The 13,720-nt window shown below is 41.0% G+C and carries 18 protein-coding genes; 7 read left to right on the top strand and 11 right to left on the bottom strand.

What is annotated here, in order from left to right; all coding sequences use genetic code 11:
• Window positions 1-11 precede the first annotated feature (11 nt).
• From BA724_RS05485 to BA724_RS05475, 5 genes are all read left to right on the top strand, one after another.
• Complete coding sequence (locus BA724_RS05485) at window positions 12-692, top strand: type 1 glutamine amidotransferase domain-containing protein (RefSeq protein ID WP_069937657.1); 681 nt, start codon at window positions 12-14, stop codon at window positions 690-692.
• A gap of 95 nt (window positions 693-787) precedes the next feature.
• Window positions 788-1,819 (top strand): FUSC family protein, encoded by a 1,032-nt coding sequence (locus BA724_RS05480; RefSeq protein WP_069937656.1) that lies wholly within the window; start codon window positions 788-790, stop codon window positions 1,817-1,819.
• Between the two features lie 83 nt (window positions 1,820-1,902).
• Entirely contained in the window at window positions 1,903-2,055 is a 153-nt protein-coding gene (locus tag BA724_RS19000; RefSeq protein WP_281181994.1) for a hypothetical protein, read from the top strand.
• A 28-nt stretch (window positions 2,056-2,083) separates the two neighbouring features.
• Window positions 2,084-2,278: a hypothetical protein gene (locus tag BA724_RS18995; RefSeq protein WP_281181993.1), complete on the top strand. Its 195-nt coding sequence runs from the start codon at window positions 2,084-2,086 to the stop codon at window positions 2,276-2,278.
• Window positions 2,279-2,905: 627 nt separating this feature from the next.
• Window positions 2,906-3,283, top strand: a complete 378-nt coding sequence (locus BA724_RS05475; RefSeq protein ID WP_069937655.1) for a DnaJ family domain-containing protein — start codon at window positions 2,906-2,908, stop codon at window positions 3,281-3,283.
• Between the two features lie 20 nt (window positions 3,284-3,303).
• Here the strand turns inward: BA724_RS05475 and BA724_RS05470 are convergent, their stop codons facing one another.
• Together BA724_RS05470 and BA724_RS05465 are read right to left on the bottom strand one after the other, a co-directional pair.
• The gene (locus BA724_RS05470; protein WP_069937654.1) at window positions 3,304-5,070 is read right to left on the bottom strand and encodes a methyl-accepting chemotaxis protein; all 1,767 of its coding nucleotides are present in this window, start codon (window positions 5,068-5,070) and stop codon (window positions 3,304-3,306) included.
• A gap of 710 nt (window positions 5,071-5,780) precedes the next feature.
• On the bottom strand, window positions 5,781-6,095 hold the full coding sequence (locus BA724_RS05465; protein ID WP_069937653.1) for a hypothetical protein: 315 nt from the start codon (window positions 6,093-6,095) through the stop codon (window positions 5,781-5,783).
• A 201-nt stretch (window positions 6,096-6,296) separates the two neighbouring features.
• Between BA724_RS05465 and BA724_RS18530 the strand changes: the two genes are divergently transcribed.
• A complete protein-coding gene (locus tag BA724_RS18530) occupies window positions 6,297-6,461 on the top strand; it encodes a hypothetical protein (RefSeq protein WP_169818507.1) in 165 nt (54 codons plus the stop codon).
• Between the two features lie 412 nt (window positions 6,462-6,873).
• Here BA724_RS18530 and BA724_RS05460 read toward each other — a convergent pair whose 3' ends face one another.
• Complete coding sequence (locus BA724_RS05460; protein ID WP_069937652.1) at window positions 6,874-7,209, bottom strand: site-specific integrase; 336 nt, start codon at window positions 7,207-7,209, stop codon at window positions 6,874-6,876.
• A 321-nt stretch (window positions 7,210-7,530) separates the two neighbouring features.
• Between BA724_RS05460 and BA724_RS18990 the strand changes: the two genes are divergently transcribed.
• Complete coding sequence (locus tag BA724_RS18990) at window positions 7,531-7,662, top strand: hypothetical protein (protein ID WP_281181992.1); 132 nt, start codon at window positions 7,531-7,533, stop codon at window positions 7,660-7,662.
• A 126-nt stretch (window positions 7,663-7,788) separates the two neighbouring features.
• Here the strand turns inward: BA724_RS18990 and BA724_RS18525 are convergent, their stop codons facing one another.
• From BA724_RS18525 to BA724_RS05425, 8 genes are all read right to left on the bottom strand, one after another.
• Complete coding sequence (locus tag BA724_RS18525; protein WP_169818506.1) at window positions 7,789-7,956, bottom strand: hypothetical protein; 168 nt, start codon at window positions 7,954-7,956, stop codon at window positions 7,789-7,791.
• Between the two features lie 122 nt (window positions 7,957-8,078).
• Entirely contained in the window at window positions 8,079-8,981 is a 903-nt protein-coding gene (locus tag BA724_RS05455) for a sulfite exporter TauE/SafE family protein (RefSeq protein WP_069937651.1), read from the bottom strand.
• Between the two features lie 18 nt (window positions 8,982-8,999).
• Entirely contained in the window at window positions 9,000-9,620 is a 621-nt protein-coding gene (locus BA724_RS05450; protein WP_069937650.1) for a precorrin-2 dehydrogenase/sirohydrochlorin ferrochelatase family protein, read from the bottom strand.
• Window positions 9,605-10,354 carry a sirohydrochlorin chelatase gene (locus tag BA724_RS05445; protein WP_069937649.1) on the bottom strand — a complete coding sequence of 250 codons (750 nt, stop codon included), beginning with the start codon at window positions 10,352-10,354 and terminating at the stop codon, window positions 9,605-9,607. The genes BA724_RS05450 and BA724_RS05445 overlap by 16 nt, the downstream gene beginning before the upstream one ends.
• Window positions 10,351-11,124, bottom strand: a complete 774-nt coding sequence (cobA, locus tag BA724_RS05440) for a uroporphyrinogen-III C-methyltransferase (protein ID WP_069937648.1) — start codon at window positions 11,122-11,124, stop codon at window positions 10,351-10,353. Before cobA ends, BA724_RS05445 begins: the two co-directional genes overlap by 4 nt.
• A gap of 31 nt (window positions 11,125-11,155) precedes the next feature.
• On the bottom strand, window positions 11,156-11,755 hold the full coding sequence (cysC, locus tag BA724_RS05435; RefSeq protein ID WP_069937647.1) for an adenylyl-sulfate kinase: 600 nt from the start codon (window positions 11,753-11,755) through the stop codon (window positions 11,156-11,158).
• Between the two features lie 13 nt (window positions 11,756-11,768).
• The gene (sat, locus tag BA724_RS05430; RefSeq protein ID WP_069937646.1) at window positions 11,769-12,908 is read right to left on the bottom strand and encodes a sulfate adenylyltransferase; all 1,140 of its coding nucleotides are present in this window, start codon (window positions 12,906-12,908) and stop codon (window positions 11,769-11,771) included.
• 63 nt (window positions 12,909-12,971) lie between these two features.
• Complete coding sequence (locus tag BA724_RS05425; protein ID WP_069937645.1) at window positions 12,972-13,688, bottom strand: phosphoadenylyl-sulfate reductase; 717 nt, start codon at window positions 13,686-13,688, stop codon at window positions 12,972-12,974.
• Between the last annotated feature and the right edge of the window lie 32 nt (window positions 13,689-13,720).

The following is a 13,720-nucleotide window of genomic DNA, read 5'->3' as shown; positions in this document are numbered from 1 at the left end:
GAGTGCTTTGTATGGCGAAAATTATTGCAATTTTATCAAGTGGTCATAAAGATGAAAAAAATAATTACGAAACCGGCTGGTGGGCAGAGGAACTTTTTGCACCGCTTGTACTGCTGGAACAAGCAGGGCATACTGTTGATCTCGCATCGCCTCTTGGCGGCAAACCAGTGCTCGATCAAGTGAGCCTGCAAGAGGATTACGATCCAGAAGGCAAGTATAAAGCGATGTACGAGTCCGGACGTGCAGACGATACGTTAAAATTATCAGAAGTAAACGCGGGTAAATATGATGCGGTTCTGATTGTAGGCGGGCACGGAGCAATGTATGACTTAGCAAAAGATGAATCCCTTCATAAGCTGATCAATACCATTTATGACAATAAAGGTATTGTGGCAGCGGAATGCCACGGACCGGCGCCACTTATTTGGACAAAACGGCCAGATGGGAAAAGCATTATTGCGGGCAAAACGGTGACCGGTTACCCGAATGAAATTGAGCCGGAAGGGCTTCTCGATATTTTACCGTTCAGCTTGGAAGATGAGTTGACTAAAACGGCGCAGTACGACAAAGGCAGCCTTGAGAAAAAAGCGCATGCTGTATGGGCCGGCGACCAAATCGTCACGAGCCGTGATCCATTTTCCTCTGAATTAATGGGTGAAGAACTGGTGAATGCTTTAAAAAAAGGTAAATAAGCGGGACAAATGTCTTTCTTTATTTGGACACTTTCACTAAAATCAAGTGAAAGTGTCTTTATTTGTATTAAAAAGCAAAACAGGAGGAATGAAAGATGACGTTAGGTCCGCGCGTCTTTAAAACAGGCATTGCCGTAACACTATCTCTATACATATGTTTTTTCTTAAACCTTGAGCCAGCTGTTTTTGCGGCAGTGGCAGCTGTTTTTACGATTCAGCCATCCATTTACCGTTCTTGGAGACAGCTGCTGGATCAGGTTGTGACCAATACAATGGGTGCTGCAGTAGCCCTTTTTTCTATTTACCTTTTAGGGGACAATCCGATTATCATTGGGCTGTTAATGATGCTGGTGATTTCATTAAGCTTAAAAATGAAAATGGAAAGCACAATCCCGCTGACGCTTGTTACTGTACTGGCCATTATGAGCGCTCCAGGCAATGAAGATATCGATTTTATACTCAATCGCTTTTTTATTATCCTGGTCGGGATTGGGTCTGCTTTGGTTGTCAACCTGCTTATATTCCCGCCAAACTATAAGAAGAGTTATCTTGAAAAAGCGACGTCCGTTTTTCAAAATATGTCTTTGCTGCTGCGTACAGCTGTGTCTAATGAACTCACCGAAACGTCTTTCCGTGGGCAAAGTAAACAGCTTCAGCAGGATATTCAAAAATTAGAAGATCAGTATAAAATTTTCGATGAAGAACGGACAAAGCTGGCTAAATTAAAACCGCTTGATGTACGGGAAATCGTTGTGTTTAAACAAATGCTCAAAACCCTGCAGCAGGGGGAAGAAATATTAGAGAATATTGAAGAGCACTATTTTCAAAGCGGGGCCAGTGATGAAGAAGATTACTTGTTTGACGCTCATATTGAAAAATTAATAAAATACCATGAATATTTGTTTTTAAAATATGAGGGGAAAATAAGACAGAAAGAAAATGATCATGAACTAAACGAAATGAAGGAAAGCGCAGCATTTTTTGAGCGGGCGCTGGACATTTACACGCAAAACAAAGATAAAAAATTCCGGTTATTGATCATTGCCGCTTCTATTGTTGAATATACGTTTCATCTGCAGCGGCTTGACCAATTAATCGATCAATATTGTAAAGCAACAAAAAAGTAAGAAAGAGGGGATTTGCATGACCTATTTATTGTTAATTGTCGGATTCGCATTATTAATCAAAGGGGCGGATCTTTTTGTAGAGGGTGCGTCAAATATTGCTTGGCTTGCTCCGTGTACCGCCTATTTTAATCGGTTTAACAATTGTTGCATTTGGAACAAGCTCTCCTGAAGCGACTGTCAGTATTATTGCCGCATTAGAAGGGAATAATACTGACAGTCGCTCTTGGAAATGTTAATGGGAGCAACATTTTTAATATTCTATTTGTGCTTGGTGCATCCTCTGTTATTTCTCCGCTTGCCATAAATGACAAAGTGTTTACTGATGTAATAATTATGATTGCTTTAACGGTTCTGCTACTGATTTTCTCGAGAACGAACTTTAAAATCGGCAAGAGAGAAGGGATGGTACTCGCATCCGCTTATATCGTCTATCTAATTTATATTATTTTGCGAAATTAACAAAATTTCTTCTTTCCGAAATCCTTTAATATAATTAAAAACTCTGCCATTAGTATCTACTCCAGATACATAAGCTAAATGAATACTGGCACCAGCATTTTGAAACAGGTAAAAATACAAAAGAAAATATGACTTGGCTAAATGTAAAAAAGCATCCTTCTGTGAAAAAGGATGCTTTTTTACATTTATTCTACAAATATCTCGAACTGACATTCGGGCATGTGTTATAATGAAAAAGCAATAGCAAAGGTTTCTCAAGGGTGGTCGGCTCACTCCACTGTCAAAGCATGTCTTTGCAGGAATGGAGGTGAGGCCGTATGACTGTATTTGAATCGCTTATGTTTACCGTAGCGTTTACGGGGCTGGTTATTTCAATTCTGTCATTCCAGAAAAAAGATTAAAACCGCCCTTGAGGTTTTAGCGAGCCCGGGCGGTTTTAGCCTGTTGTGACGCCGATTCCCGTAATGGAAACCAGCTATTGTAATCGCCTTTTCGATGCTGGACACATCGAAAAGGCTTTTTTAATGTATGCTGATCTACTGTCATTATACCCGATTGAAGCCATTTTGAAAACGAAAAGAGTTTTGCTATGATAAGGACCAACAATATTAAAATGGAGTGGTTGACATGGACTCATTTCGTATTGCAGAAGAGCGAATCAAAAAAGCGCTTGAAGAAGGCATGTTTGACAATTTACCTGGGGCCGGCAAGCCGCTGCCAAAGGATGAACTCGAACATTTGCCGCCAGAGCTGCGCATGCCGGTTAGAATGATGAAAAACGCAGGATTTACACCAGAAGATGCAAATCTTCGCCAGGACATGCGCAATCTCGAGCGGCTTATAAATGACTGTGTAGACCCTGAACAAAAGCGTGACTTAAAACAGCAGCTGGATGAAAAATTACTTCGCTACAATCAAATGCTGTCGAAAAAAAGAATCAATACAAATTCAAGCATTTTTAAAAATTATGAGCAGAGAATTGAGAAAAAGCTTTTTGGTAAATAAGCATTGATTGATTTTTTAATTTACATTTCATTATCGGGAATGGCACTGCCCGTCAGCTTAAACTTATGGGTTACTTCTTTTAATTCTTCAGCCATTGCTGCTAACGCTTTTGCGGACGTATTGATTTCTTCCATGGAAGCAAGCTGTTCCTCGGTTGAAGCTGCAACTTCTTCTGAGCTGGACGCATTTTCTTGTGCAAGATTTGATATTTCATTGGCCGAAAGGGATACTTCTTCTACATTTGTTGATATTTGCTGTACGGTAGCGGTAATTTCTTCTATTTGCGGTGTAATGTTTCTTGTTCTCTCTATAATTTGATGAAACTTTGTTGACGTTTCAATGGATACTTCGACACCTTGTTCCGCATTTTGCATAACATCGCCCATAATTTTCACAGAGTTTTCCATATCTTTTTGAATATGGTTGATCAAGTCGGCAATTAATTTTGTAGAGGACTGCGACTGTTCCGCCAATTTTCTCACTTCGTCAGCAACAACGGCAAATCCTTTTCCCTGCTCGCCTGCACGGGCTGCTTCTATAGCCGCATTCAACGCCAGCAGATTCGTTTGATCAGCTATGCCGCTTATCACATCCAAAATTTTGCCTATTTCTTTTGAACGTTCGGAAAGGGATTCAATGACTTTATTGGACGCACTAACCGATTCATGAATAAATCTCATTTGAGTTAGGTTATTTTCAACGGAATGACCGCCTTCTTCCGCTTCAGATGCTGTTTCTCTTGCTATCTCTGCCACTGCTGTGGACCTTTCTGCAATTCGTGTAACACCTGTCAATACCTCGTCTAATGAATTAGAATTTCTTTGCAGTTTGTCTGTTGAGGCTTCCGCCGTGCTCGCAATTTCTTGAATCGCAGAAGCCACATGTTCTGTCGCGGCTGTTGTTTGGTCTGCACCAGCTGTTAATTGTTCAGAAGAGGCTGCTACTTGTTCGGCCGATATGGCGACATGCTGAATTAATTTTTTCATATTATTCGTCATATGATTGAAATCTAAAGCCAGCTGACCAATCTCATCTTTGGAATGGACAGCAACTTTTTCGCCTGTAAAATCCCCATCAGCTACTTTGTTTAATTCTTTTCCAATATGGATGATTGGTTTTATCAGCCGGTTTGAAAAATAATTAACGGCAAAAGCGCCGATTAGGACAGCTGCAACCATAATAATGGATAAAAACAGCAAGATGTTATTTGCGCCTTCACTAAATTCTGTTACGTATGCTCCTGTTCCTACAATCCACCCCCAATGAGGGTCCATTTCGACATAAACTACTTTTGTTTCTACTTTGTCTGAGTTTGGAAGTGGATATTTATATGTAACATAACCGCCGCCGCTTGCTCCTATTTCAAGAAACGATTCTCCAACCATAACACCGTCTTCTGATTTAAGGTCAATAATACTATTTCCTTCATTTGCAGGGTTCATAACAGAAACAGCGTCCTCATTCACGGCAAACACATAGCCGGTTTCGCCAACCGTATAGTCTGTATTGACAGGACGTTTATTCTCCGCGTCTTTTTCACCAAGTATTTCCTGGCGGAGTTTTTCTTGTGCTTCTTCGAGTGTTAAATTGCCTGCTTCGACTTCTTCATTAAGCAGATTAATCATCGCAATGGTCATCTTCACCTGGCTTTTGAGCTGTGCTTCCCCGGATTGATCCAATTCATTTTTGGAAAGATTATAGGAACTTAAACCTACAATCATAGCCGGAATTATTAATATACAAAGGCACAAGATAACTAATTTCCCTTTAAGAGTTTGCAGCTTCATTTTTAATCAATTTTCTCCTTTAACTAAAACTAAATATACGTTTTAGCATTCTCTTTTATTAATTTACCTTTAGGATTATACAGACTATTCGGTCATTCAACAATGAGGTAATTAGTAGAAAAGTCCTTAAAAATCAAATTTTCTGTGAACTTTTCCTTATATCAGGTTTATGCTTTTTAATGGAATGAGGATTTTTATATGACACATTGTTTCATTCACAAGTGTGAAATAGAGGAAAGACCATTGGTTGGAGGGAAAAAGCCATTCTTTTTTATCTTTTCAACATACCTAAGCGATATATTAAAAAAGACCGAGTGCGCGAAAGCTCGGCCGTTAGGGATTGGTATAAAGTACAATCCTCTCCAACTACGTTTACGTTGTTGGAAGGAACGTGCTGAGTCGTAATAGTAGTTCTAGTCAGCTTTCCTTAAAAGGAAGAGCCCACCGCTGATCCGTTTTATGTTACTGAAAAAATTAGTTTAAAACAGCATGATGAAAGTTTAAACCCAAAACTTCTTTCAGAGATAGGGAATGGTTATCCGCAAAAATAAAAAGGATATCAAAAAAAGCCGGGTTGTTACGGTAACAGGAGATAACATTCAAAGCTGCTTTGTATTCATATTGTTTCATGGAGTCTGCTTTATCCAAAATAGCATCATAGATAAAGCGCCAAGGATTTATTCTTAGTGATTTTATTGTTGGTTTAACTGCTAAATGGATTTAATTTCGAGGGCAACAGTTAACTCTCCGCGAGATACTTCGCCTAAATGCCACCACCATTCTTCAACTGGCCGCTTTGTATCGGCAAAATCATAAGCTGCCTGAAGATGGTGTAATAAAGCCTCAGCATGTGCAAGCATTTTGCAGTCACACTTTTCGAGTTCTTTCTTTTCTTTTTCAGTCATAAGATGCTGAACTTCATTCATTTCACTTCTAATGTGAAGGATTTCAATTGTCTCTAAGGGACTTACCTTAAAATTATCAATGTCGTCATATAATTTCTTAATTTCATATAGATATAACATATTATCACCTCATTGTTAGAATAAATGATCTGACCAGTTATAATTAAAATTATATTAATTTTCAGATAAATTGTAAAGTTAAATGGAAAAAATGGAAAATGTTTCAGGATAATCGATTGAAATATTACCCTCACAATTTATAGCTAACCTCGCTGGCGTACGATAAAATTGGAGGGAGTCTGATTAGAGGGAGAAATAACATTGGAACAAATAATAGCAATAGTTATCGTGATAGCAGGGATTTTATTGGCAGTAGGTATATTTAAATGGATCGTAAGCGGAATTGTTAAATTGGCTTTTGGGGGAATCATTTGTTTTGTTGTCTATATTGCTTTTATCTATATAAAAGGGCTTTGGGGATTTTAAGCAGATGAAAAAAGAAAGAGATTTCCGTTTTAATAGACTGATCTGAATAACTTCCAGAGATAGAGAACCCCTTAAAAGATAGACACAATTGGGTTATATCGAGTGTGTTGAATGTCGAGTTTATCGTGATTTAATTGATAATGTGATTGGTCAGCTTGGACAAACTTTACCGGAAAAGATAAGCGGAAAACTGGAAAGCATTGAGTATCTAGAAGTTTACATGATGTTTATTTTATGATCATCAGAGAATACTTTAAACCCAGGGATTCCACTGAAGTGAGAACATCAATCAAAAAAATTCTGGATGAACAGAGATTTTTTTGATTGATAAACAAGCCATTAAACAAGCAGTTAAGGATGAATGGTTCGCAGAATTAGTATCTATTCACTTGAAAGAGGGAAAAGATTCAGATTATATAATGAACGCATTGATGATTAATGTAGATGGATGAATATATACGGTTTCAATAAGTTTTTCATGAAGACAAAAATTTGAAAAGGAATGAAGGCAGGAAATACGCCGGTGTACCGTTTTAGGGCTTATTTTATGCTGTAAGACCTGATCCTGAATAAAGCGGCGGATCGTCGATGTCTGCAGCTGTGATACATCTAGCGGCCGGTTATGTGCAAGAAGAAATTGTTCCAGTGATTTTAAGTCGTATGCGTAGCCGGTCAGCGTATTGGCTGCATAGTTTTTTTCGACCTGTAAATACAATAAAAACTCATCGATGGCATGATGAAAGTTCAAATACAAAACCTCCTTGAGAAATGGTGGATGGTTATCGGCAAAAATAAGCAGATTATTGAAACAAGCCAGGCTGTTATGTAAACAGGAGATAACACTCAAATTATCGTTAACTTGCGAAATACAGGTTAACGATATCAATTATTATGGGGAGTTGAGAGGATGAAGCCTGATTTAACAAATTTCTTTCGAAGTTAACATAATATTTATTATAGAAAGTTAAATATATTTTTTCTCATTAGTTTAGTATACTTGTAATAGTGAGAAAAAAGAGAAAAAATTCACTTGCTTATGAGTAACATTTTTCAATCCAATTGATTGTTTTTGATTTTAAATACCTATGATCAATTAAGTCATCTTTATGAAGCAAAAACATTCGGTACGCCTATTGATAATCTTCGTGATCTTCGGGAAATTGAACGTTTGACACGAGAACCGATTCCAGACGGTGAATAATAATATCTTCCACAGCGATAACAAAAATGCTGCAGCCGCTTTTTAATTCAATTTCAATGATTTTTTCTTCGCTGCCTTTCAAATGGCTGGAAGGTATTTCAATGGCCAGTTCAAGTTTTCGTGATACTACTCACGTGATGTTCTGCTGAATCCGAGTTCTTCTGTCAGCAGCTTATCAAATTGCTCCCACCCGCTGGAAATAAAATCAATATTGTGCGTTGTGTAGTAGTTCAACGTGTACAATTCAACAGTGAGACCTCCTACAACTACTGGTTTTATATTATGGCTGGCCATATACTCGGTTAAAGTCCGGCAAACTTAAACATGCGCTTACGTATCGGAAGCTGCAATAAAGAAGCTAATTTTAACCAATTGGCGATAAAAAAGACGTGACCCAATTTATATGGGCCCCGCCTTTAAGATGTTCTTTTCACTGTATTCATTTCTTGCTTTTCTTTTTGCGCAATGCGTTTTTCTTTTCGCACTACATACCCTGTGAGCGGAATCCAAATAATTACTAGTGCAATAAAGATCGCGGTTTCCACAGAATTTGAAATGCTTGTGTAATTTAGAACAGCATTTAAATTAGTCATAATAAGCATGCCACTAACGATGACAGCTAATACACGTGTCGGCAGGCTTTTGACTATCCATGCCGCAAATGGCGCGGCGATAACACCGCCAAGCATAATCGCACCCGCCCAAAGCCAGTTAATTTTGTCCGGGCCAAGTGAAATCATAAAGCCGATTGTGGCAGCAGTTGCAACGGCAAATTCACTGGCTGCAACAGTTCCGATTACCATACGCGGCTGCATGCCTTTTTGGGAGAGTAAAGCAGGCGTTGCAATCGGTCCCCATCCGCCGCCGCCACTGGCGTCAAAAAAGCCGCCTACAAAGCCTAACGGAATAAAGAATCTGTTCGTTGGCGGTTTTGGCTTTTGTTTCCTTGCATCTTTTAAGAAAAGAAAGCGTCCAAGAATAAACAATCCGAGACAAAGCAGGAATCCAGAAATGTATAGGCGTACATAATCTCCCGTCAGGTTGCTCAAAAATGTCGCGCCGGCGAATGCACCAATTGCACCCGGCACAATGAGTTTTCTCAGCATCGCTTTATCTACATTGCCGAACTTGCGGTGGCTGATACCGGATGCTGCCGTTGTAACGACTTCTGCCATATGAACAGAAGCGGATGCAATGGCCGGCGCAATCCCTGCGGTCAGCAACAGTGTTGTCGATGTGAGGCCATAGCCCATTCCAAGCGACCCGTCAACGAGCTGGGCAGCGAGCCCGACGAGTGCAAGAATTAAAAAACGTTCCATATTGGTTCCTCCTGTTGTCTAAAAAGCGGGATAGCGTGAAAAGAGTTCTGTCATATAGTATTCCCGCTCCTCCGGATATTCTAAGTAGCGGGTTTCCACCGCTTTTTTAAGCCAAATTCTCCGCTCTGGCCGATCATGAATGTGACTCTTAATGTATTGTCGTGCATCAAATAAAAAATCCAAATAGTCTTCATACCGCTCATCAAATTCATGCTCAAGCTGGTTCCGTATTTTTGTCGACAATGTCGGGCTTGCCCCGCCAGTCGACACACTGATCATCAGCTTGCCACGAATTAATACAGCGGGGATCTGCGCGTTGCCAAGGTCATTATGCTCCGCATGCACGACAAGTTTTCCGTGCAAAACAGCAAGCTTCGCCATTTGGGCATTAACCTCTTTGTCGTCCGTGACGAGCATAATTAAAAACGCGTCTTCAAGATCAGTCCACTCGACTTTTTTACGGTGAATAAAAATTTTCCCATCAGCCGCCAGCTGTTCAATGGCCGGATGGCATTTTGGGCTGACAATGTGCGGCCGGATGCCGAAGCGAAGCAGGTTTTCAACTTTATGAAATGCGATCGATCCGCCGCCGGCAATCACGACTTTTTGATCGCTTAAATCAATCATAATGGGAAACATACGGGCTCCGACTGTGCGGCTTCTTCCACACGCTCTGCTAATATATGTCCGATCACCGGGGTGTAGCCAAGATGCCTGCATAAATGGACGTCTCCATCCAATTCAAGCTTTTTGATGGCTCTATCCATTGATTTTGTCAATACGCCGGTAAACAGCAAATACGGAACAATAAACAGCTGTTTCGGATTTGATGCAGCCACTTGCCCAAGCGCATCTTCAAAAGCAGGTTCACAGGCGGCCATATATCCAATATACACATCAGTTAACTTGGTTTTTTCTTTAAAAAGGTGAAGAATGCGGCTGAAATCTTCTTTGGTCGCTGGATCGCTGCTACCGCGGCCTACAAGTAGAACGGTCGCATCCGACTGAATCGTTGCTGCTTCTTTCATTCGGTCAATCAGAACATCAATAATTTGTTCATGCACACCGAGCGGCTCACCGTATCGAATCACGGCATCCGGAAATTGTTTTGCGGCATGAGACAATTCAGTCGGAATGTCTTCCTTTGCATGACCTGCTGTTAAAAGAAGAAACGGAATCGCAATGATATCCGTTGCTCCTCTTTCAATACAGGCGCGCAAACCTTCTTCAATAGATGGTTGAGACAATTCAAGGTAGCAAATTTCCTGGATGGGTGCATCAACAAGCGGCATCGTTTTTTTAATGAAATCAGCTGCCTGCTTCGCGCCTTCTTTTACACGCGTTCCGTGGCAAATGTAAAGTACGGCTTTCATCCTTTTGCACCTCCTGAGACATTCAATGTGTTTTCTTTAAACCATTGAAGCTCACTGCGCATTTTCACGACCTCACCGATTACAATCATACTTGGGTTTGTAATACCTTCTTTTTGTGCGACATCATGTATATCCAAAAGCGTACCTGTGACCGTTTGCTGTTTTGCTGTCGTTCCCCAATGAATAAGGGCCGCGGGCGTTTCAGGAGACTTTCCATACTTCAGAAGCTGTTCTTGAATATAAGGAAGGTTTTTCACGCCCATGTAAATAGCGATCGTATCGATTCCTTTTGCTAAGGAAGCCCATTTCATTTCTTCTCCTGCGCCTTCTTTACGGTGGCCTGTCACGATAGCAAAAGACGCTCCGTGATCACGGTGGGTAACAGGGATGCCAGCATAAGCAGGAGCTGCAATACCAGATGTTATACCTGGTACAACTTCAAACTCAATGCCATTTTGCACAGCAAATGCCGCTTCCTCGCCACCTCGCCCGAAAACATAAGGATCGCCGCCTTTTAACCGGACAACCTGTTTCCCTTGCTTCGCATGCTCAACAAGAAGTTCATTAATGTTCTCCTGCTGAACAAAATGACGATCCGGCAGCTTTCCGCAAAAAAGAAGTTCTGTTCCTTCTTTTGCATGCTCGAGAAGCTCCATACTGATCAAACGATCATATAAAATGACATCTGCTTCCTGTATCGCCTTTAACCCTTTAACCGTAATTAAATCCGGGTCTCCCGGACCTGCACCGACAAGCCATATTTTGCCCATCGTGCCACCTCCGTTCATCGTACATTTCTCTCTATTGTAGCATGTTTTTTTCTTTTAAATAACCGATAATTTGATCGACGCACTCTTCAACGGAGTATTGATCCGTGTTGACAATCAATTCTGGCTTTTCCGGTGCTTCGTATGGAGAAGAGATGCCGGTGAACTCAGGAATTTCACCTGCTCTTGCTTTTTTATACAAGCCTTTTGGATCACGTGCTTCACATTTTTCAATCGGACACTCTACAAATACTTCGATAAATTCATCTTTTCCGAGCAGCGCACGGACGGTGTCACGATCTTCACGGAATGGAGAAATAAACGCAGTGAAAACAAGCTGGCCGCCATCTACAAACAATTTCGCCACTTCACCGATACGGCGGATGTTTTCTTTGCGTGCTTCATCGGAAAATCCGAGGTCTTTATTTAAGCCGTGGCGGACGTTATCGCCATCTAATACATATGTGCTTACGCCAAGGTCAAACAAGCGGCGGGCCGCAGCGTTTGCGACCGTTGACTTGCCGGAACCCGACAGCCCGGTAAACCATAAAACCGCGCTGTGGTGTTTGTTTTTTTGACGACGCTCTTCTTTTGTTAGTGACTGTTCATGCCACACAATATTGTTGTTTGTCATGTCGATTCTCTCCTTATGCGTTCGCAGTTTGTTTCATGCCACGGATTAATACTTCAACAACTTCTTTACGGCTGAATTCTGCTGGCGGAATATCACCTGCGCGAAGCATTTCACGCACTTTTGTACCGGAAAGAATAACATGGTCTTCTTTCGTATGCGGGCATGTTTTCGATGACGCCATGTTGCCGCATTTTTTGCAGAAGAAGCTATGTTCAAAGAATAAAAGCGTAATACCGATTTCTTCTGCTGTAAAGTTTGAGAAAATTTCCTGTGCTTCGTATGTGCCGTAGTAATCGCCAACACCTGCATGGTCACGACCTACGATGAAATGCGTACAGCCATAATTTTTACGGACAAGCGCATGAAAAATTGCTTCACGTGGACCTGCATAACGCATCGCCGCTGGGAATACTGCTAGTTTCACGCGATCTGCCGGGTAGTAATCACGAAGAAGCACTTGATAGCTTTCCATACGGATATCTGCTGGAATATCATCGGACTTCGTTTCACCAACAAGCGGGTTTAAAAGAAGCGCATCGACAATTTCAAGCGCTGATTTTTGAATGTACTCGTGCGCACGGTGAACAGGATTCCGCGTTTGGAAACCGACAATTTTGTTCCAGCCGTTTTCTTGGAAAATACGGCGTGTTTCAGATGGATCAAAATAGAATTCCGCAAATTGTTCGCGTTCAATGCGTTTCACAAGTGTAATCGGACCGCCAAGATAAACAGGTCCGCGGCTATATACTTTTTTCACGCCCGGGTGTGCATCTTCTGTTGTTTTATATACGTTTTGTGCTTCAAGCTGCTGGTCCGGCTCGTAAATGTCTTCAATCTTTAATACACCATAAACCGTGCCGTTTTGCTTTAACAATACTGTATCGCCTTTATCGTAGCCTGACGCATCTTTAACCGGAAGAGTAATCGGAATGCTCCAAACGGTACCATTCGCAAGGCGCATGTCTTTTACAACACTGTCATAATCGTTTTGAGTTAAAAAGCCGGTAAGCGGGCTGAACGCGCCTGTTGCGATTAATTCAAGATCACTTAATGCTGTTGCGTCCAGTTCTACTTCTTTCATAATGCCAGTCAAGTCAAGATCTGGATTGTACTGGTTAATAAGTTGGCCTCCGTGGGCAGCAATGTTTGTCATAAGAATATACCTCCGATAGTAATGAAATCTTATCTAAATACTTGGTTTTAGTGTGAAAAAAAATTAAGATGTTGTATGAAGACCGCATTCTGTTTTTCCAGAACCGCTCCAGCGGCCGGAACGAATATCGTCCATTGAAAATGCTGGTTTCGTACATGGTGCACAGCCAATGCTTGGGTATCCTTGGTCATGCAGCACATTGTAGTCAAGTTCATGTTTTGTCACATAGCGCCATACTTCTTTCCACGTCCAGTGAATAAGCGGGCACACTTTAATTTTTTCAAACCGGTTATCAAGATTTAAATAGTTTGTATTGGCTCTTGATTCCGATTGCTCGCGGCGCAGCCCTGAGATCCAGGCCGTTGATGGCGCCAATGCTTTTTGAAGAGGAATAATCTTGCGAATTTCACAGCACTTATTCGGGTTTGTCGCAAACAAGTCTGGCCCGAATTGTGCAGCCTGTTCCTCAATTGTCATCTCCGGCTGCTGCATACGAATATTCAGCTGCGGATAGCGTGCTTTTACTTTATCAATCGTTTCGTATGTTTCTTTAAAATGATAATGTGTATCAAGAAAAACGATTTCTGCATCTGGTTTTACCTGTGCAATTAAATCGATTAATACGATGCCTTCGATTCCGAAACTACAGGCATATACTAATTTCTCTCCATAAGTATCATATGCCCATTGTAATGTTTCGAGTGCACCCTTTGTTTCTGAATCCGCTGGAAAATCAGGAACTTGATTTTGAAGCTCATTCCACGATTCAAACGTAATCATTCATGCCCACCTCTTTCATTCTCTCTTCTTTA

Source organism: Domibacillus iocasae, from assembly GCF_001750285.1.
GTDB classification, from domain to species: Bacteria; Bacillota; Bacilli; order Bacillales; family Domibacillaceae; genus Domibacillus; species Domibacillus iocasae.
The sequence above is the reverse complement of the archived record's forward strand: the minus strand, read 5'-3'. Positions and strand labels throughout refer to the sequence as shown.